Source organism: Streptomyces sp. DS1-CR2, from assembly GCF_055760475.1.
The window spans coordinates 4373284-4395493 of record NZ_CM147085.1 but is presented as its reverse complement, the minus strand read 5'-3'; the positions used below and the strand labels follow the sequence as shown (position 1 = coordinate 4395493).

General features: G+C 70.6%; 16 protein-coding genes, 4 tRNA genes, 1 other RNA gene and 1 pseudogene. 14 read left to right on the top strand and 8 right to left on the bottom strand.

The features are described 5' to 3' along the window. The first annotated feature begins 41 nt into the window (after positions 1-41). Entirely contained in the window at positions 42-1322 is a 1281-nt protein-coding gene (locus ACY0PA_RS21125) for a tyrosine-type recombinase/integrase (protein WP_473086066.1), read from the top strand. A 64-nt stretch (positions 1323-1386) separates the two neighbouring features. Here the strand turns inward: ACY0PA_RS21125 and ACY0PA_RS21120 are convergent. After that, positions 1387-1474: transfer RNA gene (locus ACY0PA_RS21120), tRNA-Ser, on the bottom strand. Between the two features lie 109 nt (positions 1475-1583). Here ACY0PA_RS21120 and ffs point away from each other — a divergent pair. The 6 genes from ffs to ACY0PA_RS21090 all read left to right on the top strand — a co-directional run bounded on the left by ffs (position 1584) and on the right by ACY0PA_RS21090 (position 10428). Next, positions 1584-1678, top strand: an RNA gene (gene ffs / locus ACY0PA_RS21115) — signal recognition particle sRNA small type. Between the two features lie 101 nt (positions 1679-1779). Continuing rightward, positions 1780-4068, top strand: coding sequence for a DNA polymerase III subunit gamma and tau (locus ACY0PA_RS21110; RefSeq protein ID WP_473086065.1), 2289 nt, complete (start codon positions 1780-1782; stop codon positions 4066-4068). Between the two features lie 186 nt (positions 4069-4254). Next, a complete protein-coding gene (gene purD / locus ACY0PA_RS21105; RefSeq protein WP_329572401.1) occupies positions 4255-5508 on the top strand; it encodes a phosphoribosylamine--glycine ligase in 1254 nt (417 codons plus the stop codon). A 274-nt stretch (positions 5509-5782) separates the two neighbouring features. Continuing rightward, on the top strand, positions 5783-7657 hold the full coding sequence (locus ACY0PA_RS21100; protein WP_473086384.1) for a hypothetical protein: 1875 nt from the start codon (positions 5783-5785) through the stop codon (positions 7655-7657). Positions 7658-7864: 207 nt separating this feature from the next. After that, positions 7865-9418, top strand: a complete 1554-nt coding sequence (locus tag ACY0PA_RS21095; RefSeq protein ID WP_473086064.1) for a N,N-dimethylformamidase beta subunit family domain-containing protein — start codon at positions 7865-7867, stop codon at positions 9416-9418. Positions 9419-9531: 113 nt separating this feature from the next. Then, positions 9532-10428, top strand: coding sequence for a phosphoribosylaminoimidazolesuccinocarboxamide synthase (locus ACY0PA_RS21090; protein WP_473086063.1), 897 nt, complete (start codon positions 9532-9534; stop codon positions 10426-10428). Between the two features lie 57 nt (positions 10429-10485). Here the strand turns inward: ACY0PA_RS21090 and ACY0PA_RS21085 are convergent. From ACY0PA_RS21085 to ACY0PA_RS21065, 5 genes and pseudogenes are all read right to left on the bottom strand, one after another. After that, positions 10486-10561: transfer RNA gene (locus ACY0PA_RS21085), tRNA-Gly, on the bottom strand. Between the two features lie 23 nt (positions 10562-10584). Then, positions 10585-11009 (bottom strand): annotated as a pseudogene (locus tag ACY0PA_RS21080) (response regulator transcription factor); the annotation flags it as partial. 138 nt (positions 11010-11147) lie between these two features. Beyond that, a tRNA-Gly gene (locus ACY0PA_RS21075) sits at positions 11148-11223 on the bottom strand. Positions 11224-11302: 79 nt separating this feature from the next. Beyond that, positions 11303-11374 (bottom strand) — tRNA-Gly (locus tag ACY0PA_RS21070). A gap of 111 nt (positions 11375-11485) precedes the next feature. After that, the gene (locus tag ACY0PA_RS21065) at positions 11486-11827 is read right to left on the bottom strand and encodes a histone-like nucleoid-structuring protein Lsr2 (protein WP_473086062.1); all 342 of its coding nucleotides are present in this window, start codon (positions 11825-11827) and stop codon (positions 11486-11488) included. Between the two features lie 328 nt (positions 11828-12155). Here ACY0PA_RS21065 and purS point away from each other — a divergent pair, with 328 nt between their 5' ends. From purS to purM, 7 genes are all read left to right on the top strand, one after another. Then, positions 12156-12422, top strand: a complete 267-nt coding sequence (purS, locus tag ACY0PA_RS21060; RefSeq protein ID WP_100598945.1) for a phosphoribosylformylglycinamidine synthase subunit PurS — start codon at positions 12156-12158, stop codon at positions 12420-12422. Continuing rightward, positions 12419-13102, top strand: coding sequence for a phosphoribosylformylglycinamidine synthase subunit PurQ (gene purQ, locus ACY0PA_RS21055; protein ID WP_473086061.1), 684 nt, complete (start codon positions 12419-12421; stop codon positions 13100-13102). Before purS ends, purQ begins: the two co-directional genes overlap by 4 nt. Then, positions 13099-15348 (top strand): phosphoribosylformylglycinamidine synthase subunit PurL, encoded by a 2250-nt coding sequence (gene purL / locus ACY0PA_RS21050; protein ID WP_473086060.1) that lies wholly within the window; start codon positions 13099-13101, stop codon positions 15346-15348. Before purQ ends, purL begins: the two co-directional genes overlap by 4 nt. 277 nt (positions 15349-15625) lie before the next feature. Beyond that, the gene (locus ACY0PA_RS21045; RefSeq protein ID WP_473086059.1) at positions 15626-16420 is read left to right on the top strand and encodes a maleylpyruvate isomerase family mycothiol-dependent enzyme; all 795 of its coding nucleotides are present in this window, start codon (positions 15626-15628) and stop codon (positions 16418-16420) included. Between the two features lie 53 nt (positions 16421-16473). After that, positions 16474-17274: an META domain-containing protein gene (locus tag ACY0PA_RS21040; RefSeq protein WP_473086058.1), complete on the top strand. Its 801-nt coding sequence runs from the start codon at positions 16474-16476 to the stop codon at positions 17272-17274. Between the two features lie 349 nt (positions 17275-17623). Further along, the gene (purF, locus tag ACY0PA_RS21035; protein ID WP_473086057.1) at positions 17624-19150 is read left to right on the top strand and encodes an amidophosphoribosyltransferase; all 1527 of its coding nucleotides are present in this window, start codon (positions 17624-17626) and stop codon (positions 19148-19150) included. Between the two features lie 34 nt (positions 19151-19184). Beyond that, entirely contained in the window at positions 19185-20258 is a 1074-nt protein-coding gene (purM, locus tag ACY0PA_RS21030; protein WP_453776480.1) for a phosphoribosylformylglycinamidine cyclo-ligase, read from the top strand. A gap of 126 nt (positions 20259-20384) precedes the next feature. On the opposite strand, the gene ACY0PA_RS21025 is transcribed toward purM, so the two are convergent. Further along, positions 20385-20642 (bottom strand): DUF3073 domain-containing protein, encoded by a 258-nt coding sequence (locus ACY0PA_RS21025; RefSeq protein WP_116512208.1) that lies wholly within the window; start codon positions 20640-20642, stop codon positions 20385-20387. A 289-nt stretch (positions 20643-20931) separates the two neighbouring features. Further along, the gene (locus ACY0PA_RS21020; protein ID WP_473086056.1) at positions 20932-22023 is read right to left on the bottom strand and encodes a Leu/Phe/Val dehydrogenase; all 1092 of its coding nucleotides are present in this window, start codon (positions 22021-22023) and stop codon (positions 20932-20934) included. Between the last annotated feature and the right edge of the window lie 187 nt (positions 22024-22210).

The window sequence follows — 22210 nt, the reverse complement described above, 5'->3', positions numbered from 1 at the left end:
GCTCCGGCCTTGATTGCCCGCACTGGCCAGAGGACTTACCCATGACCGAAGAGAAGAAGCGCACTCGCCGCGCGAACGGTGAATCGGCCATCTACCTCGGCAAAGACGAACGTTGGCACGCCCGCGTACCCATGGGCTACAAGGACGATGGAACGCCCTATCGCCGCCACCTGACCCGTCCGACGCGCAAGGAACTCGTGGACGAAGTCCGGCGCCTGGAAAAGCAGCGGGACGAGGGTTCGGCCCGCCAGCCTGGCAAGCCCTGGACGGTGGCGAAATGGTTGGAGCACTGGGTGGAGAACATCGCCAAGCCCGTGGTGAGCGAGAACACGTACGACGGCTACGAGGTCGCGGTCCGCGTGCACCTCGTGCCCGGCATCGGCAAGCACCGCATTGACCGCTTGGAACCGGAGCACCTGGAGAGCCTTTACCGCCGGATGCAGACGAACGGCAGCAAGGCCGGTACAGCGCACCAGGCCCACCGGACGGCCCGAACGGCTCTTGGCGAGGCAGTCCGGCGCGGCCACGCGATGAAGAACGCGGCCGCGTTGGCCAAGCCGCCACGGATGGAAGAGGAGGAGACGGAGGTGGAGCCCTACTCCGTTGAGGAGATTCAGGGGCTGCTCCTGGAGGTCAACAAGCGTCGGAACAGCGCCCGGTGGATGCTCGCCCTTGCGCTTGGCCTGCGCCAGGGCGAGACGCTTGGACTGCGCTGGTCGGATGTCGACCTGGAGAACGAGTACCTGAAACTCCGACGGAACCGTCTGCGCCCGAAGTACGAGCACGGGTGCGGGGAGTCGGCACCGTGCGGACGGAAGGCCGGGTACTGCCCTGACCGAGTACAGGTGCGGCGTGAGACGAAGAACACCAAGTCGAGGGCGGGGCGCCGTGCGGTGCCGCTGCCGGGCCCGCTGGTCGTGATGCTCCGCTCCCACGCAGAGGAGCAGGCGCGGGAGCGTAAGGCCACGGGCAACCTGTGGATCGAGTCGGAGTATGTGTTCACCAAGCCGCAGGGCGGCCCGCTGAGCCCGAACACGGACTACCACGACTGGAAACGCCTGCTCGAAGACGCGAAGGTTCGGGACGGCCGGCTGCACGACGCCCGGCACACGGCCGGGACGGTGCTGATGCTGCTGGGCGTCCCGGACCGGGTCATCGACCAGATCATGGGTTGGGAGCCGGGCGGCGCCGCGCGGATGCGAGCCCGGTACTTGCACGTACCTGACCACCTACTCAAGGAGGTGGCCCAGAAGATCGGTACGGCGATCTGGGGAGCCCCAGAAATAACCCCTGTGGACAAAGACCAGGACAACGAGGGCTGAGACAACGTCGAAGGGCCCCACCGCAAGCGGTGGGGCCCTTCGACGTATTGCCCGGTGAGAGCAATGGCGGAGGATACGAGATTCGAACTCGTGAGGGGTTGCCCCCAACACGCTTTCCAAGCGTGCGCCCTAGGCCACTAGGCGAATCCTCCGCCGCAAACAATACAAGACGTTGGGGGGTGCTCGCGAACATGATCCGGGGCGGGGATCGGGCCGTGGACCGGGCTCGTGATTCCGGCCGGGCATCCGCTACTGTGGAGCTCAGCCCCTCACGTGGCGCTATCTGACTGAACTCCCCCAGGGCCGGAAGGCAGCAAGGGTAGGTCGGCTCTGGCGGGTGCGTGAGGGGCGTCTTGCGTTCCGGGGCGGCTCGCCCCCGGCGGCCGCGGTCGCCCCCGGCGGCCATGGTTGTCAGTGGCGGCCATGGTTGTCAGTGGGCGCCTATAACCTCGTATACGTGTCGTCTCTCGCGCTCTACCGCCGCTATCGCCCGGAGTCGTTCGCCGAGGTCATCGGGCAGGAACATGTGACCGACCCGCTGCAGCAGGCGCTGCGGAACAACCGGGTCAATCACGCGTACCTGTTCAGTGGCCCGCGCGGCTGCGGCAAGACGACGAGCGCGCGCATCCTCGCGCGGTGTCTGAACTGCGAGCAGGGGCCCACACCGACGCCGTGCGGCGAGTGCCAGTCCTGCCGCGACCTGGCGAGGAACGGGCCGGGTTCGATCGACGTCATCGAGATCGACGCCGCTTCGCACGGTGGTGTCGACGACGCCCGTGACCTGCGAGAAAAGGCCTTCTTCGGGCCCGCGAGCAGCCGCTACAAGATCTACATCATCGACGAGGCCCACATGGTCACGTCGGCGGGGTTCAACGCCCTTCTGAAGGTCGTCGAGGAGCCCCCGGAGCACCTCAAGTTCATCTTCGCCACCACGGAGCCCGAGAAGGTCATCGGGACCATCCGGTCGCGTACGCACCACTACCCCTTCCGCCTCGTGCCGCCCGGGACGCTCCGGGACTACCTCGGAGAGGTCTGCGGCAAGGAGGACATCCCCGTCGCGGAGGGTGTCCTGCCGCTGGTCGTGCGGGCCGGCGCCGGTTCCGTGCGTGACTCCATGTCCGTCATGGACCAGCTGCTCGCCGCCGCGGCCGAGGACGGTGTGACGTATGCCATGGCGACGTCTCTCCTCGGGTACACGGACGGTTCGCTGCTCGACTCCGTCGTCGAGGCATTCGCCTCGGGTGACGGCGCCGCCGCCTTCGAGGTCGTCGACCGCGTCATCGAGGGGGGCAACGACCCGCGCCGGTTCGTCGCCGACCTCCTGGAGCGGCTGCGGGACCTGGTGATCCTGGCCGCCGTCCCGGACGCGGCCGAGAAGGGCCTCATCGACGCTCCTGTCGACGTCGTCGAGCGGATGCAGGCCCAGGCCGGAGTCTTCGGCGGCGCCGAGCTCAGCCGCGCCGCCGACCTGGTCAACGAGGGGCTCACGGAGATGCGGGGCGCCACCTCACCCCGCCTCCAGCTCGAGCTGATCTGCGCGCGCGTGCTGCTGCCCGCCGCGTACGACGACGCCCGCTCCGTGATGGCCAGGCTCGACCGCCTGGAGCGCGGCGGCCACTTCGTACCCGCGGGACAGGGCTCCGGCCCGGCCATGGGGTACGTGCCGTCGCCCGACGCCCACCCCGGTACGGCCGCGCAGGTCCCTGCGGGGGGCGGTCCTGCCGCCGCCCGGGCCGCGGTGCGGGGGCCGGGACCGGGCGGGGAAGCGGTGCCTGCGCCTGCTGCTCCAGCGCCCACTCCTGCTCCGGCACCTGCTCCTGCCTCGGCACCTGCTCCTGCTCCGGCACCGGCTCCTCAGGTATCCGCGCCGTCGGCCGCCCCCGTTGCTCCGGCAGAACCCGCGCCCGCGGCGCCGCCCGCCGGGGCCGCACCCGGCGCGTGGCCCACTGCCGCCCCCGCCGGCGGCGGCAGGCGCCCCGGCGGGTGGCCCACGGCCGCGCCCGCCGGCGGAGGCACCGGTGGGGGCACTGGTGGGGGCCAGCCCTCCACCGCGGCGCCCACGCCGCCCCCCGCCCAGACCCAGCCCCAGCCGCAGGCCCCCGCTCAGCCCCCCGCCGCGGCACCGCCCGCCGCCGGTGGGCTCGACCCGCGCAGTCTGTGGCCGAACATCCTCGAAGTGGTCAAGAACAAGCGCCGCTTCACCTGGATCCTGCTCAGCCAGAACGCGCAGGTGACCGGCTTCGACGGCACGACCCTCCAGCTCGGCTTCCTGAACGCCGGAGCGCGGGACAACTTCGCGAGCAGCGGCAGCGAAGAGGTCCTGCGGACGGCGCTGGCCGAGCAGTTCGGCGTCCACTGGAAGGTCGAGGCGGTCGTCGACCCCTCAGGCGGCGGCGGTGGCCAGACTCCTCCCCCCGCTCCGGGCGGCGGCTACCCGGGCCAGGGCGGTGGCTACGCGGGTCAGAGCGGCGGTGGTGCCCCCGCGGCACCCACTCCGCCGCGCCCGCCCGCCCCGCAGGCGCAGGCCCCTGCCGCGCCGCGCCCCCCGGACCGGTCCGCTCCGCAGGCATCCGCCCCCGCCCCCGCGCCGAGACCGACGGCCCCGGAGCCGCCCCCGGTCTCCATCGAGGACGACATCCCGGCCGACGACGACGCCGACCTGGACGAGTCGGGGGTCCTCTCCGGCCACGACCTGATCGTTCGCGAGCTCGGGGCGACGGTCGTCGAGGAATTCACGAACGAGTAGGCGGCCCCGCAGCGGGGACCGGACAGCACGGGCCACGCAGCACAGCCACTGCCCATGCGGCCCCCGTAAAGCCCCCGGAACCGGTGCCCGGCACCCCGTCCCATGGAGAAACGCACGAACCCCCGCCGCACCCGCTCTCGGCGGCCCGTACAAGAGCACACCGGCCCGCCGCCTATGCTGGCTGGCGTGAAGGTCCTTGTCATCGGCAGCGGCGCCCGCGAACACGCCCTGTGCCGCTCACTGTCCCTCGACCCCGACGTCACCGCGCTGCACTGCGCGCCCGGCAACGCAGGAATCGCCGAGGTCGCCGAGCTGCTCCCGGTCGACGCCCTCGACGGCGCTGCCGTGGCCCGGCTGGCCGGTGAGCTGGCCGCGGACCTCGTCGTGGTCGGCCCGGAGGCACCCCTTGTCGCAGGGGTCGCCGACGCCGTACGCGCCGCGGGCATCCCCTGCTTCGGCCCCTCCGGGGAAGCCGCACAGCTGGAGGGCTCGAAGGCGTTCGCCAAGGACGTGATGGCGGGGGCCGGCGTGCCGACCGCCCGCTCGTACGTCTGCACCACCCCGGCCGAGGTCGACGAGGCGCTCGATGCCTTCGGCGCCCCGTACGTCGTCAAGGACGACGGGCTCGCGGCCGGCAAGGGCGTCGTCGTGACGGACGACCTCGAGGCCGCCCGCGCGCATGCCAACGCCTGCGACCGCGTCGTCATCGAGGAGTTCCTCGACGGCCCCGAGGTCTCGCTCTTCGCGATCACCGACGGCGTGACCGTCGTCCCGCTCCAGCCCGCGCAGGACTTCAAGCGCGCGCTCGACGGCGACGCGGGCCCCAACACCGGTGGCATGGGAGCCTATTCGCCGCTCCCGTGGGCCGACCCGAAGCTCGTCGACGAGGTCATGGAGACGGTCCTCCAGCCGACGGTCGACGAACTGCGCCGCCGCGGCACGGCCTTCTCCGGCCTGCTGTACGCGGGGCTCGCGATCACCTCGCGCGGTGTGCGGGTCATCGAGTTCAACGCCCGGTTCGGCGACCCGGAGACCCAGGTCGTCCTGGCCCGCCTGAAGACCCCGCTCGCCGGCGTCCTCCTCGCCTCGGCCAACGGCACGCTCGCGGACCTGCCGCCCCTGCGCTGGAGCGACGAGGCGGCCGTGACCGTCGTCGTGGCCTCCCACAACTACCCGGAGACGCCGCGCACCGGCGACCCCATCACCGGGCTCGCCGACGTGGCCGCGCAGGACGCGCCCCACGCGTACGTCCTGCACGCCGGGACGAAGCGGGACGGGGACGCCGTCGTCAGCGCCGGCGGCCGTGTGCTCTCCGTGACCGCGACGGGCTCGGACCTCACACAGGCCCGCGAGCGCGCGTACGCGGCGGTCTCGCGGATCGGCCTCGACGGCTCGCAGCACCGCACCGACATCGCGGCGAAGGCGGCCGCGGAGGCCTGACCGCAAGCCTCACCTGCGTGAACCTCAGGCCCTTGATCCGAAGCGGATCAGGGGCCTGAATGTCATCCACCTCTACCCAAAGCCATTCCATCGAGTGACCGCTCGCCCATCCGGCTGACGATGCCCTGAGCCCCAACTAGGGTGCGGCGAAAGCGTTCCGGCACTTGGCCCACCGGCATTGCGATGTCAGTGACGGGTGCCACAGTGGGGGAGTGGACAACGCCATGGGTGCAGGAAACATAGGCAGCAGGGGGTGACATCGGTCGTGTCCGGTATGGGTGCGGAGATGGGCGCGCAGGCCGCGCGCTCCCGGGCTCTCGCGGTGCTGCGCATCCGCGGCAGAGCGCTGGCCGTCGCCCTGCTGCCCGCGGCCTTCGCGGTCGTGCTGGCCGCGGGCGCCGCCACCGGGCACATGGCCGGCGACGGCTGGCGGACGGCGCGGTGGATCGTGACGGTCCTCGCCCTGGTCGTCCTGGCGTGCGCGGCGGGCATCGCCCTCGTGGTGGCCCGCGCCCGCCCGGCCGTCAGCCCGACGGTGCCTATCGCCGAGGAGCGGGCCCCCGATCTCTACCGGCTGGTGCGCGATCTCGCCGACCGGCTCGACGTCCCGGCCCCCTCCGCCATAGCGCTCACCCCGGACTGCGACAGCTGGCTGGAGGACCGTACGCATCCCGCGCACGGACCGCCCAGACCCAAGGACGACGAGGGCCGGATCCCGCGTGACGCCGACGACCCGGGCATCCGGGGCGGCGCAGGCAGAGGCCGGGCGCCGACCGCGCCCGTCCTGGTCATCGGCTCCCCCTTCCTGTGGTGGATGCGCGTGGGCGAGCTGCGCGCCGTACTCGCCCCGGTCGTCGCCGGTACGGGGCCGTCGGCGCACCCGGACATAGCGGCCGCGCGCCGCTTCGTGCGCGGCCTGGACGCTGCGGTCGCCGTCGCGGCGGCGCCCGGCCGCGGGCCGCTGGGGCGGCTGGTACTCGGCGGCGTCGGCTGGGTCGCGCGCCTGCTGCTGCGCAGCTGCCGGGGCCACGCGGGCGAGATGGAGCGCGGGGTCGCCGCGGCCGCCGCCGAGCGCGCACAGACGGTGGACTACGGCGTGCGGATCGTCGCCCAGGAGCAGGTCGGCCTGGCCTACGCGGGCTGGGACCGGCTGCTCACCCGGGTCGCGCTGCCCGCCTGGCGCATGGGGCGCTGGCCCTCCCGCCTGGACGCGGGCGTCGTCGCCGCCCTCACCGAACTGTCCCGGCGCGACCGCCTCGCCGAGGGGTTCGCCTCCCGGCTCGGGGAGCGGCCTGCCTGCGATCTGCTGGAGGAGCCGGGCACGGTGGACGAGGCGGCGTCGCTGCTCGCCGCCCGGCTGTTCCATGGAGGCCCCGCCGAGCAGAGCCCCGACTGGGCGCCGGTCGACTGGCAGGAGTATCCGGACGAGGTCGTGGACCGTAAGTGGCGCATGGACGCGGCGCGCCTGCACCGCGTTCTCGACGCCCTGGGCGTGTGCGGCTCCGCGGACCCCGCGTCTCCCGACCGGGAGGGCCCGACACTCGCCCGGGTGATGGACCACCTCGCGACGGCGACGCGCGCCGGGGACTCCGCAGGGCCCGTATCCCCGGCAGACACCGCGGCGCTCGTAGACCCCGCACACTCCGTGGCCCCGGAAGGCCCCACCACCCACCACGACGCCTCCGGAATCGCCGAGGATGCCTCCGAGGACGCCGAAGACGCCGAGGACGCCTCCGAGGACCGCGAGGACACCCCCACCGCTCTTCTCGCCGCCGGCCTCAGTGCCGAGTCGGCCCGGGAGGAGAGCGAGCGTCCCGCCCCGCCCGTGCCCGCCGCCGGACAGGGGCCCGACGAAGCGCTGTGGGACGAGGGCATGCTCCCGCTCTTCCCTCTCCAACCACCCCGTACGGGACGGGAGTTGGTGGCCGACCACGTCACGGCGATGGTGTGCTGCGTCGCCGTGGACACGGCCGGAGCCGCCCCGGGCCTCGACTGGCTGGACGGTCCCTCGCTCCTGGTCCACGGCGAGCGCGCCAAGGATCTGACCCCGCGCGTCCTGAGCCTCGTGGAGGAGGGCGACCCGGAACCCCTGCGCGCCTGGCTCACCCGCCTGGGCATCCGCCCCGAGAAACCGGTCCGCCTGGTCTAGGGGCGTCCGGCGGAAATCGCGGCACACGCGCACCCCGCGCCCCTCGCATCCGCACGGCTCAAACCCCCATCCCCTGGAGGCCCACGTTCCGTTCACGTCAATTCGCGACGAACGGTGACGGAGTGCGTGCGTAATGTGATGTGCTGGGGCCGGTCACTGACAAACGGCGCGCACGAAGGCTCGGGGGAGCGAGGGAGGGGAGCGGGCATGGGGCCGGAACGGGAGGGGCAGAAGGCCGGACGGCCGGAACACGCGCGGTCACCCCGCACCATCCGCCGCTGGGAGTCCGGCGCGCTCGCCCACGCCGTGAGCGACCCCTTCGGCCAGGGCCCCCTGCCGTGGCTGCGCGGCAGCGAGCACTACTTCGACGACACGGGCCAGGTCGTCCCCTGGTACGTCGACCACGTCCCTCAGCCCGGCGCGAACAACATCGCCGGCAACATCGCGACCAGCATCCCCAGCCCCCGCACCGGCGCCCCCCGCATGGCCGACGACGTGCACCGCCAGATCAAGGGCTTCACGTCGACCGGAGCGGCCGCGCCCGGCGAGGCGATCGACTTTCACATCACGGTGGACCCGCCCCAGCAGTTCAGCGTCGACATCTACCGCATCGGTCACTACGGCGGCGACGGCGCCCGCAAGATCATCACCAGCCCGCGGCTCTCCGGCATCGTCCAGCCGGCCCCGCTCACCGCGGACCGTACGGTCTCCTGCCACCACTGGTGGCTGTCCTGGCGCCTGCAGATCCCGTCGTTCTGGAACGTGGGCGCGTACGTGGCCGTCCTCACCACCGTCGACGGCTATCGCTCGCACGTCCCCTTCACGGTCCGCGACAGCCGGCCCGCCGATCTCCTCCTGCTCCTGCCGGACGTGACCTGGCAGGCGTACAACCTCTATCCGGAGGACGGGCACACGGGCGCGAGCCTCTACCACGCGTGGGACGAGGAGGGGCGGCTGCTCGGCGAGGGCGACGCCGCGACGACGGTCTCCTTCGACCGCCCGTACGCCGGCGCGGGCCTCCCCCTGCACGTCGGCCACGCCTACGACTTCATCCGCTGGGCCGAGCGGTACGGCTACGACCTCGCGTACGCCGACGCCCGCGACCTGCACGCGGGCCGCATCGACCCGACTCGCTACCGGGGCCTCGTCTTCCCCGGCCACGACGAGTACTGGTCGACGCCGATGCGCCGCACCACCGAAGTGGCCCGCGAGCACGGCACCTCACTCGTGTTCCTCTCCGCCAACACCATGTACTGGCAGGTGGAGCTGGGCCCGTCCCCGTCCGGCGTGCCGGACCGGCTGCTCACCTGCCACAAGCGCAGAGCGCCCGGGAAGTCCGCCCTGTGGCGCGAGATCGACCGACCCGAGCAGCAGCTCATGGGCATCCAGTACGCGGGCCGGGTCCCGGAGCCGCACCCCCTCGTCGTGCGGAACGCGGACCACTGGCTGTGGGAGGCCACCGGGGCGCACGAGGGCGACGAGATCGACGGCCTGGTCGCAGGCGAGGCCGACCGTTACTACCCGCGCACCGCGCTGCCCGAGCACGAGGACCGCATCCTGCTCGCCCACTCGCCCTACCGCGACAGCGAGCGGGCGCCGCGCCACCAGGAGACGTCCCTGTACCGGGCGCCGTCCGGATCGCTGGTCTTCGCGTCCGGCACGTTCGCCTGGTCCCCGGCCCTCGACCGCCCCGGCCATGTCGACCCGCGGATCCAGCGCGCGACGGCCAACCTCCTCGACCGGATCTGCAAACGCGGCTGACCAGCCGCGCCCCGACCCGTCCCCGCCGCTGCCGCCCGCCGGGCCCGTGGCCAAAACTCATCCCCGTATGAGCGAGAATCAGGTGCACTCGTACATATCCACGGGGAGGAACCGTGTCCGGATTCGTCGAAAAGCCCGAACCCCAGCAGGTGCCGGGCCTGGTACACCTCCACACCGGGAAGGTGCGGGACCTGTACCGGAACGAGGCGGGCGACCTGGTGATGGTCGCCTCAGACCGCATGTCCGCCTACGACTGGGTGCTGCCCACCCCCATCCCCGACAAGGGCCGCGTGCTCACGCAGCTGTCGCTGTGGTGGTTCGACCAGCTCGCCGACCTGGTCCCCAACCACGTCCTGTCGACCGAGCTGCCGCCCGGCGCTCCCGCCGACTGGCAGGGCCGCACCCTCATCTGCAAGTCGCTGCGCATGGTCCCCGTCGAGTGCGTGGCCCGCGGTTATCTGACGGGCTCCGGCCTCGTCGAGTACAACGCCTCGCGCACGGTCTGCGGCCTCGCACTGCCCGAGGGCCTGACCGACGGCTCTGAGCTGCCCGCCCCGATCTTCACGCCCGCCACGAAGGCCGAGGTCGGCGAGCACGACGAGAACGTGTCGTACGAGGAGGTGGCCCGCCAGGTCGGCGCGGAGACCGCCGCCCAGCTGCGCCAGATGACGCTCGCCGTCTACGGCCGGGCCCGGGACATCGCGCGGGAGCGCGGCGTGATCCTCGCGGACACCAAGTTCGAGTTCGGCTTCGACGGCGAGGCGCTGATCCTCGGCGACGAGGTCCTCACCCCGGACTCGTCCCGCTTCTGGCCCGCCGCCGAGTGGGAGCCGGGCCGCGCCCAGCCGTCGTTCGACAAGCAGTATGTGCGGAACTGGCTGACGGGCGCCGAGTCGGGCTGGGACCGGGGGAGCGAGCAGCCGCCGCCGGCGCTTCCGCAGCAGGTCGTGGACGCGACGCGCGCCAAGTACATCGAGGCGTACGAGCGGCTGACCGGCGTCAGCTGGTAACCATGGCGCCGCAGATACGCGAAAGCCCCCGGCACCTGAGGTGCCGGGGGCTTTCTGTGGAGCGAACGACGAGGTTCGAACTCGCGACCTCAACCTTGGCAAGGTTGCGCTCTACCAACTGAGCTACGTTCGCACTGCGCCGTGGCGCGAGAGCAACTATACCCAACCCCGCTCCCGCGCGAGACGCACCGCCGAGTGCCGGTTCTCGGCCCCGAGCTTCGAGACGGCGGAGACAGATAGTTCCGTACGGTCCCCTGCGAGAGCGCGGCGCGCTCCGCGATCTCCGCCACGGGCACCCCGGCGGCGGCGAATTCGAGCACCTCGGCCTCGCGTGCGGTCGGCGGGGAGTCGCCCGCCAACTCCGGGTCCACATAACGGGTTCCCGCGTGCACGGCCTTGATGATCTCGGCGAGCCGCTGGGCGCTCACGGTCTTCGGCAGGAAGGCGCGCACCCCGGCGGACAGGCCCCGTTTCAGATGCCCCCGGCGCCCGTGACCGGTCACGATCACGACCCGGCACACGGGCAGTTCACCACGCAGCGCTGTGGCGACCTTCACACCGTCGGCGCCCGGCATCTCCAGAGCCTCGTACGAGCCCCCGTACACGCGTCGCAGATCAGTGACGTCGATCATGCGCGCGGGGCGCGGACGTGCGTCGCGGGAGATGAGAGAGGGGCGGACATGCAGAAGGCCCCGGTCCGATGGACCGGGGCCTTCAACTGGAGCGAACGACGAGGTTCGAACTCGCGACCTCAACCTTGGCAAGGTTGCGCTCTACCAACTGAGCTACGTTCGCACTGCCGCCGATCGACTCTCATCGATCGGTGCGAGCACCAGCCTACCGCACTCCGAAGAGTGGTCGGTACGCGATGCAGAGCGGGTGACAGGAATTGCACACTGCGCCTTCCCCCTGGAAGGGGGATGTTCTACTACTGAACTACACCCGCAAGACTCCGTGAGGTCCGGCCTTTCGGCCTCGCCCCTCGGCGTGCTCCAGACTTTAGCTGATCAACAGGGGTGCAGCGCAAGTCGGCTGCTCTGCGGGCTGCCGGAGGGGGTCAGTTGGCCGCCTCGAACGCCTCGTAGACCCGCTTGGGGATGCGGCCGCGCGGCGGGACGTCCATCTTGTGCGAGCGCGCCCAGGCGCGGACGGCCGCCGGGTCGGCGGACACCGCCGTGTGCTTGAAGCTCCTGACGGTCTTCCCAGGGGCGCCCTTGCCCGAGCCGGTCTGCTTGCGGCCGGCCTGGAGGAAGGGGGCCAGGGCCTTGCGCAGTTTCTTGGCATTGGCTGGATTCAGGTCGATCTCGTACGACTTGCCGTCGAGACCGAACACGACCGTTTCTGCGGCTTCTCCGCCGTCGATGTCGTCGGAGAGAGTGACCACGACACGCTGCGCCACGAATATCGGTCCCTTCGTGCGACATCTGCACCTTGACGTGCGCCGATGTCGACTGTCCGGCTGTTATGGGGCAAAGCAGAGGCGAACTGCCAGCTTTCGCCATTTCCTTTTTACCCTGCATGGCATTGCATTGTGAAGACCGACTAAATCCCCCCGCGTGTCCGGAGGCAATGGGTCTCCGAAATCTTTCCCCGGATTTTCCACGGGGTCACCGGGGCTGTTGCAGTAACGTGATCCGGCTCTCGTAGCTTCCTACGGTCTACGCGAGTAGAAATTTTGTCCGGGTAGTCTGAAGGGACCTGCTCAGCACCACACACCGGGAGTGCCAGTGGCACGCGTCGTAGTCGACGTCATGCTCAAGCCGGAGATCCTCGACCCCCAGGGCCAGGCGGTGCAGCGTGCACTGCCGCGCCTCGGTTTCGAGGGCATCTCCGACGTACGTCAGGGAAAGCGATTCGAACTCGAGGTTGACGGGCCCGTTGACGATGCCGTCCTCGCCCGTATCCATGAGTTGGCCGACACGTTCCTCGCCAACACCGTGATCGAGAACTTCACCGTGAAGGTGGAAGAACCCGCGGTGGGGGCAGAAAAGTGACCGCTCGTATTGGAGTCGTCACCTTTCCCGGATCTCTCGACGACCGGGACACGCAGCGCGCGATCCGACTCGCCGGCGCGGAACCCGTGGCCCTCTGGCACAAGGACAAGGATCTGAAGCAGGTCGACGCTGTCGTCCTGCCCGGTGGATTCTCCTACGGCGACTATCTGCGGGCGGGTGCCATCTCCCGGTTCTCGCCGGTGATGGAGAGCGTCGTCGACCAGGCCAAGGCGGGTCTTCCCGTTCTCGGTATCTGCAATGGCTTCCAGGTCCTGACCGAGGCGCATCTGCTCCCCGGCGCGATGCTCGGCAACGACCATCTGCACTTCATCTGCCGTGACCAGAAGCTGCGTGTGGAGAACACGGACACCGCCTGGACCGCCGACTACGCGGCCGGCCAGGAGATCCACATCCCGCTGAAGAACATGGACGGCCGCTACGTCGCCGACGAGCGCACGCTGGACATGCTGGAGGCGGAGGGCCGCGTCGCCTTCCGTTACGTCGACTTCAACCCGAACGGCTCGCTTCGCGACATCGCCGGCATCACGAACGAGGCGGGCAATGTCGTCGGTCTGATGCCGCACCCGGAGCACGCCGTCGAGCCGCTCGTCGGCTCCGGTCGCACCGACGGCCTCCCCTTCTTCACCTCGATCCTCAAGAAGCTGGTCGCCGCCTCATGAGCCTCGACACCGTTGAGAACGCCGCACAGACCCCCGACGTCGAGCTCCCCTGGGCCGAACTCGGCCTGAAGAAGGACGAGTACGAGCGCGTCGTGGAGATCCTCGGCCGCCGCCCGACCGGCGCCGAGCTCGCCATGTACTCCGTGATGTGGTCCGAGCACTGCTCGTACAAGTCGTCCAAGATCCACCTGCGCCAGTTCGGCGAGAAGGCGCCGCAGTCCGACGCGCTGCTCGTCGGCATCGGTGAGAACGCCGGTGTCGTGGACGTCGGCCAGGGCTACGCCGTCACCTTCAAGGTCGAGTCGCACAACCACCCGTCGTACGTCGAGCCCTACCAGGGCGCGGCCACCGGCGTCGGCGGCATCGTGCGCGACATCATCGCGATGGGCGCGCGCCCGGTCGCCGTCGTGGACCCGCTGCGCTTCGGCGCCGCCGACCACCCCGACACCAAGCGTGTCCTGCCCGGTGTCGTCGCCGGCATCGGCGGCTACGGCAACTGCCTGGGCCTGCCGAACATCGGCGGCGAGGTCGTCTTCGACGCCTGCTACCAGGGCAACCCGCTGGTCAACGCGGGCGCCATCGGCGTCATGCGGCACGAGGACATCCACCTCGCGAAGGCGTCGGGGCCGGGCAACAAGGTCATCATGTACGGGGCCCGGACGGGCGGTGACGGCATCGGTGGCGCCTCGATCCTGGCCTCCGAGACCTTCGACGACGCGAAGCCCTCGAAGCGTCCCGCCGTGCAGGTCGGTGACCCCTTCCAGGAGAAGCTCCTCATCGAGTGCACCCTGGAGGCGTTCGCCGAGAAGCTCGTCGTCGGCATCCAGGACCTCGGAGCCGCCGGAATCTCCTGCGCCACCAGCGAGCTGGCGTCCAACGGCTCGGGCGGCATGCGCGTCGAGCTGGACGACGTACCGCTGCGCGACTCCACGCTCTCGCCCGAGGAAATCCTCATGAGCGAGTCGCAGGAGCGTATGTGCGCGGTCGTCGAGCCGGACAAGGTCGCCCGCTTCCTCGAGATCTGCGAGAAGTGGGACGTCATCGCGACCGTCATCGGTGAGGTCACCGACGGCGACCGCCTGGAGATCTTCTGGCACGGCGAGAAGATCGTCGACGTCGACCCGCGCACGGTCGCCCACGAGGGCCCGACCTACGAGCGCCCCTACGCCCGCCCCGCGTGGCAGGACGCGCTCCAGGCCGACGACGCGAACAAGCTGCCACGCCCGTCCTCCAGCGGCGAGCTGAAGCAGCAGGTCCTCGCCCTGGTGTCCTCGCCCAACCAGGCGTCGAAGAAGTGGATCACCTCGCAGTACGACCACTTCGTGCAGGGCAACACCGTCCTCGCGCAGCCCGAGGACTCGGGCATGATCCGCATCGACGAGGAGTCGGGGCTCGGCGTGGCCATCGCGACCGACGGCAACGGCCGGTTCGCGAAGCTCGACCCGTACCACGGCGCGCAGCTCGCCCTCGCCGAGGCGTACCGGAACGTCGCGACGACCGGCGCCAAGCCGCTCGCGATCTCCGACTGCCTGAACTTCGGTTCGCCCGAGGACCCGGACGTCATGTGGCAGTTCGTCGAGGCCATCCGCGGTCTCGCCGACGCCTGCCAGATCCTCGGCACCCCGGTGACCGGCGGAAACGTCTCGCTGTACAACCAGACGGGCGAGGCGGCGATCCACCCGACGCCGGTCGTGGCCGTGCTCGGTGTCATCGACGATGTCGCCCGCCGCACGCCGGTCGCCTTCAGGGAAGAGGGCCAGCTCCTCTACCTGCTCGGCGACACCCGCGAGGAGTTCGGCGGCTCGGCCTGGTCGCAGGTCGTCCACGACCACCTCGGCGGTCTGCCGCCGCAGGTCGACCTGGAGCGGGAGCGGCTGCTCGCCGACATCCTGATCTCGGCGTCCCGCGACGGCATGATCGACGCCGCGCACGACCTGTCCGACGGCGGTCTGATCCAGGCCGTGGTCGAGTCGGCGATGCTCGGCGACAAGGGCGCGCGGCTCATCGTGCCCGACGGCCTGGACGCGTTCACGTTCCTGTTCTCCGAGTCGGCGGGCCGCGCGGTCGTCGCCGTCCCGCGGAGCGAGGAGCTGCGCTTCACCGACATGTGCGGCGCACGCGGCCTCCCGGCCACCCGCATCGGCGTGGTCGACGGCGACGCGGTCGACGTCCAGGGCGAGTTCGCCCTCTCCCTCACGGAACTCCGCGAGGCCCACGAGGCAACGATCCCGGGTCTGCTGGCCTGACGATCGTCCCCGTACGAACGCGAAGGCCCCACCCGGCTGTGAACTGCCGGGTGGGGCCTTCGCGTTGAGTTCGTGGGACAGAGGCGGCCTGCCGCACCTACGACGGGCTGAGGGCCCCGCCCTCGAGAAGGACTTCCGCGCCTACGTCACCGATGTCACCGAGCGCCGCGGCTGCTCACGGGTCAAGCTCCCCGCCGGCCTCGACGTTCCCTGCGGACACCCCGTAGGCCCCCTCGTTCGCGAGGAACGGATGCCGGTCGCGGCATAGGCTCCCCCCATGTCTCCGGCCAAGAAGCGTGCGCGCTCCTATGATTCCGCCAAGATCCGTGCCGCCGTCCTGGCCCAGTTCGGGAACGTGCGGAAGGCGGTGGCTTCCCTCACTCCCGAGCAGCTCAGCGCCCCGACCCGGCTCGGTGACTGGACCGTGCGGGAGCTGGCGGCGCACTTGACGATGGCGGTCGGCGCGGTGGCCAGGGGGCTGGAGATGCCCGAGCCGGCCAAGCATGAACTCCCGCTCCTGGAGTGGCCGTCGGGGACCGCCACCGAGTCCGCCGCCATCGCCGACGGCACCCGTGAACTCGGCGCGAGCGCGCAGCCGTCGGAGCTCTTCGCGCGCACGACGGCCCGTATCGAGGAGGCCCTCGCCGAGGCCCCCGACACCCGGCTGATCCCCACGCGGTTCGGCGCCATGACCCTTGCCGACTTCCTCGTCACCCGTACCGTCGAACTCGTCGTCCACACCGACGACCTGAATGACGCGCTGCCGGGGCTCGATGTCCCCTACGACCGTCAGGCGCTCGCTGCCTGCACGAGACTGCTCGCCGACGCCCTCGCCGTGAAGGCGCCTGGTGCGTCGACCGAGGTGCGGATCCCGCCGTTCGCCGTCGTCCAGTGCGTCGAGGGTCCCCGCCACACCCGCGGCACCCCGCCGAACGTCGTCGAGACGGACCCGCTCACCTGGATCCGCCTCGCCACCGGACGCGTCGAGTGGCGCGCCGCCCTGGACGACGCGAAGGTCAGCGCGAGCGGCGAGCGGGCCGATCTCAGCAAGCTGCTGCCCCTCATGAGCTGACCCCGATGGCGGATCGGGGGAACCGATCCGACCGCCCCGCCCGTCCAACCGCCATGCACAAGCAATCCCGGAACCTCACCGTCCTGGCCGCGCTCCTGCCCCTCGCGGCCGTCGCAGCGTGCGGATCACAGACCGTGTCCGTCGCGGGTACGCCCGTCACCGGGGTCCGCTGGAACGTCGAGAGCGTCACCGTCGACGGCGCAACGACACAGGCCCCCGGGAGCACCTACGTGGAGTTCCCCTCGGCGGACCGGGCGCGCGGCAACAACGGCTGCAACAGCTTCGACGCTCAGGCCGAGATCGACGGCGACACGATCCGTATCGGCAAGACCGCCGTGACGATGACGATGTGCACCGACAAGAAGCAGCGGGACTTCGAGAAGACGTTCAGCCGCGCCATCGGCGGCAGCAGCAGGGCCAGGACCGACGGTGACCACCTCACCCTCACCACCGACGACGGCGACACGATCGCCCTGGTCAAGGACCGTCCGGCCCCGCTGACCGGCACCGAGTGGACCGTCACGAGCCTGCTGTCCGACGACGTCGCGACCTCGCTGCCCAAGGAGGTCGCGGGCCGCGCCAGGATGACCTTCGAGAAGGACGGCCAGGAGGGCACCGCCACCGGAAGCCTCGGCTGCAACCGCTTCCGCGCGAAGGCCGAGTTCCGCGACGGCCACCTCACGCTCGGCAGCCCGGTCACCACCCGCATGCTCTGCCAGGGCCCGCGCATGGACACCGAACGCGCCCTCCTGAAGCTCTTCGCCCAGAAGCTGTCGTACGAGGTCCAGGGCCGCACCCTGACGCTGACGGCCCCCGACGGAACCGGCGCCGCGGCGGGAGCGGGCCGGGACTGACCGGACAGCGCCCGCACCCTGCAACCCGCAACGCGACCCGCCCCCGCCTCCGCAGCGAATTCCGTCACACTCGCCACCGCCCACGCGCCCGGCGCCGCCCCCACCGGCGCCCACCGCCCCGCACCCGCCGCCGGTGTCGTACCCGAGCCCGCCCAGCCCTGCCCGTAGCACACGAAGAACCAGGTCAGCGTCATGATCGCGCCGAAGGGCCGGGACGGGCGGAAGGGGGTGAGCGGAGGCCGGCGCACCCCCGGACAGAGGCTTCACGGGCGGCGCCACCGGCTCGACCAAGCGCGCGATCACGTTCGCCAATTCGGACCAGTGGTCGATCTCGCCTACACTTGGTGGCGTGCCACGTGGTGACGGTCGACTCAATCATGATCTGCTCCCCGGCGAGAAGGGCCCCCAGGACGCTTGCGGCGTCTTCGGTGTCTGGGCTCCCGGTGAAGAGGTCGCCAAGCTGACTTACTTCGGGCTCTACGCCCTCCAGCATCGAGGTCAGGAATCCGCGGGAATCGCGGTGAGCAACGGCTCCCAGATTCTCGTCTTCAAGGACATGGGCCTCGTGTCCCAGGTCTTCGACGAGACCTCTCTCAGCTCTCTCCAAGGTCATATCGCGGTCGGTCACGCCCGCTACTCGACCACCGGCGCCTCCGTGTGGGAGAACGCCCAGCCGACGTTCCGTGCCACCGCGCACGGCTCGATCGCGCTCGGCCACAACGGCAACCTGGTCAACACGGCGCAGCTCGCCGAGATGGTCGCGGCCCTCCCCAAGGAGAACGGCCGCAACACCCAGCTCGCGGCGACCAATGACACCGACCTCGTCACCGCGCTCCTCGCGGGCCAGGTCGACGACGACGGCAAGCCGCTGACCATCGAAGACGCCGCCACCAAGATCCTTCCGGATGTTCAGGGCGCCTTCTCCCTCGTCTTCATGGACGAGCACACCCTCTACGCGGCCCGCGACCCGCAGGGCATCCGCCCGCTGGTCCTCGGACGGCTCGAGCGCGGCTGGGTCGTCGCCTCCGAGTCCGCCGCCCTCGACATCTGCGGCGCCAGCTACGTGCGCGAGATCGAGCCGGGCGAGTTCGTCGCCATCGACGAGAACGGCCTGCGCACCTCCCGCTTCGCAGAAGCGAAGCCCAAGGGCTGTGTCTTCGAGTACGTGTACCTGGCCCGCCCCGACACCGACATCGCCGGGCGGAACGTGTACCTCTCCCGCGTGGAGATGGGCCGCAAACTCGCCAAGGAAGCACCGGTCGAGGCCGACCTGGTCATAGCGACGCCGGAATCGGGCACTCCCGCCGCGATCGGCTATGCGGAGGCCTCCGGCATTCCGTTCGGCGCGGGACTGGTCAAGAACGCGTACGTCGGCCGGACCTTCATCCAGCCCTCGCAGACCATCCGGCAGCTCGGTATCCGGCTGAAGCTCAACCCGCTCAAGGAAGTCATCAAGGGCAAGCGCCTGGTCGTCGTCGACGACTCGATCGTGCGCGGCAACACCCAGCGCGCCCTGGTCCGCATGCTCCGCGAAGCGGGCGCGGCAGAGATCCACATCCGGATCTCCTCTCCCCCCGTGAAGTGGCCGTGCTTCTTCGGCATCGACTTCGCGACGCGCGCCGAGCTGATCGCCAACGGGATGTCGATCGACGAGATCGGCAAGTCCCTGGGCGCCGACTCCCTCTCCTACATCTCCATCGACGGCATGATCGAGGCCACGACCATCGACAAGCCGAACCTCTGCCGCGCCTGCTTCGACGGCGAGTACCCGATGGACCTTCCCGACCCCGAGCTGCTCGGCAAGCAGCTCCTGGAGACCGAGCTCGCGGCAGGACCGGCGAACACCGCCGCCGCCGACGCCCTCCGTCGCCCGTAAGACCCCCGTCGTACGACACGAAAGTTCTCAAGCCATGTCTGAGACACCTGGTGCCAGCTATGCGTCCGCGGGCGTCGACATCGAAGCGGGCGACCGCGCCGTCGAACTGATGAAGGAGTGGGTGAAGAAGACGCAGCGACCCGAGGTCGCCGGCCTCGGCGGTCTCGGCGGATTCGCCGGCCTCTTCGACGCCTCCGCCTTCAAGCGTTACGAGCGTCCGCTGCTCGCCTCCGCCACGGACGGAGTCGGCACGAAGGTCGACATCGCCCGCCGCCTCGGCGTGTACGACACCATCGGTCACGACCTCGTCGCGATGGTCATGGACGACATCGTGGTGTGCGGCGCCGAGCCGCTGTTCATGACCGACTACATCTGCGTCGGCAAGGTGCACCCCGAGCGTGTCGCCGCGATCGTGAAGGGCATCGCCGAGGGCTGTGTCCTCGCCGGCTGCTCCCTTGTCGGCGGCGAGACCGCGGAGCACCCGGGCCTGCTCGGCGCGGACGACTTCGATGTCGCGGGCGCCGGCACCGGCGTCGTGGAGGCCGACCGGCTGCTCGGCCCGGATCGTATCCGTACGGGTGACGCGGTGATCGCCATGGCGTCCTCCGGCCTTCACTCGAACGGGTACTCGCTGGTCCGCCACGTCCTCTTCGACCGCGCGAACCTGAAGCTCGACCAGCACATCGAGGAGCTCGGCCGCACGCTCGGCGAGGAGCTTCTGGAGCCCACCAAGATCTACTCGCTGGACTGCCTGGCGCTGACCCGCACCACGGACGTCCACGCGTACAGCCACATCACGGGCGGCGGCCTCGCGGCCAACCTGGCCCGGGTCATCCCGGACGGCCTGCACGCCACCGTGGACCGCTCCACGTGGGCGCCCGGCGCGATCTTCGACCTCGTCGGCAAGGCCGGCGCGGTGGAGCGCCTGGAGCTCGAGAAGACGCTGAACATGGGCGTCGGCATGATGGCGATCGTCCCCCAGGACGCGGTGGACTCGGCGCTCGCGACGCTCGCCGACCGCGGCGTGGACTCGTGGGTCGCCGGTGAGATCACCGAGCGCGGCGAGCACACCACGGGCGCGGCGCTCACGGGTGACTACAGCAAGTAAGGCCCACAGGGCAGCACAAAACCCGGTCCGGCGGTGTGACCACCCCGGACCGGGTGAAGTGCAGTCGCTACGAAAACGAGAACTGCGAAGAACTACTGCTGGACTGCAGACTGCAGGACTGCGAGGTCAAGCGCCGCGGCGCTGCGACGAGGGACCGGACTCATCTGAGTCCTCGTCATCCTCGTCGTCGTTATACAAATCCGCGTACTGGGCGTACGGGTCGTCTTCCTCGTCGTCGTCCTCGAACGGCTCGCCATTCGGCGGCTGATTCGAGGTCGAAGCGCCCAGCTCATTGGCCAGACGCGACAGGTCAGTCCCGCCGCTGCTGTACTTCAGCTGGCGGGCGACCTTCGTCTGCTTGGCCTTTGCCCGGCCGCGCCCCATGGCTCGACCCCCTCGGTGACGGGGCTCGACGGCCCCAGAGTCTTGACACGCGTTCATGATCTCGAACGGGCTCTCCGCGGAGAGACCCGTCCTTAGGGCATCCACGGTACCTGCTCCCGCGGCCATACGGTACGTCGCCCGCAGGACGCGCCTGGGCGCAGGACCAGCAAGGTGCCCTGTCCTCGCTGGTCAGCTGCGATTTTAACCTCTTCTTGGCGGGCGACCCGCCGACGGGCGTGAGTCTTGTCTCCCGTGTCCGCCGCCGGGCCGCTCCCGGGCACCCCGAACGTCAGCGGCGGCGGGCCTCAGCCATGCGCTGCTCGGCGATCCGGTCGGCCGCGGCGGCCGGCGGAATCCCGTCCGCCTTCGCACGAGCGAATATGGCCAGCGTCGTGTCGAAGATCTTCGCCGCCTTGGTCTTGCACCGGTCGAAGTCGAAGCCGTGCAGCTCGTCGGCGACCTGGATCACTCCGCCGGCGTTCACGACGTAGTCGGGCGCGTAGAGGATCCCGCGGTCGGCGAGGTCCTTCTCCACGCCCGGGTGGGCGAGCTGGTTGTTGGCCGCGCCGCAGACGATCTTCGCGGTGAGGACCGGGACGGAGTGGTCGTCGAGCGCGCCGCCCAGGGCGCACGGAGCGTAGATGTCGAGATCCTCGGTACGGATGAGCGCCTCGGTGTCCGCCACGGCCCGGACGGACGGGTGCTTGTCCTGAATCCGCCGTACGGACTCCTCGCGCACGTCCGTGATCACGACTTCGGCGCCGTCCGACAGGAGGTGCTCCACGAGGTGGTGGCCGACCTTGCCGACGCCCGCGATGCCGACCTTGCGGCCACGCAGCGTCGGGTCGCCCCACAGGTGCTGGGCGCAGGCCCGCATGCCCTGGAAGACGCCGAAGGCGGTGAGCACGGACGAGTCGCCGGCGCCGCCGTTCTCGGGCGAGCGCCCGGTCGTCCAGCGGCACTCGCGCGCGACGACGTCCATGTCGGCGACGTAGGTGCCGACGTCGCAGGCCGTCACGTAGCGCCCGCCGAGGGAGGCGACGAAGCGGCCGTAGGCGAGCAGCAGTTCCTCGCTCTTGATCGTCTCGGGGTCACCGATGATCACGGCCTTGCCGCCGCCGTGGTCGAGGCCGGCCATGGCGTTCTTGTACGACATCCCGCGCGAGAGGTTCAGGGCGTCGGCGACGGCCTCCGCCTCGCTCGCGTACGGGTAGAAGCGGGTGCCGCCGAGGGCGGGGCCCAGGGCGGTGCTGTGGATGGCGATGACGGCCTTGAGGCCACTGGCGCGGTCCTGGCAGAGCACGACTTGCTCATGGCCGCCCTGTTCCGACCGGAACAGGGTGTGCAGAACATCGGCAGGAGCGCCGGTTACGTCGGTCACTGTGGTGACTCCCGGTCAAGTAGCGGCGGTTGGAGAGAGGGTGCCCGTACGGGTGGCGGGCCCCGTTGGGCAAGAGACTAGAGCCTGCGCCGAGCCGCCAGATGCGCAGTGCCGGGGATCACCCTCTCCCGGAGTACGCGCGTGTCCGGCCAGGTGCGTTCACCTTCGGCCATGGGACGATTTGCAG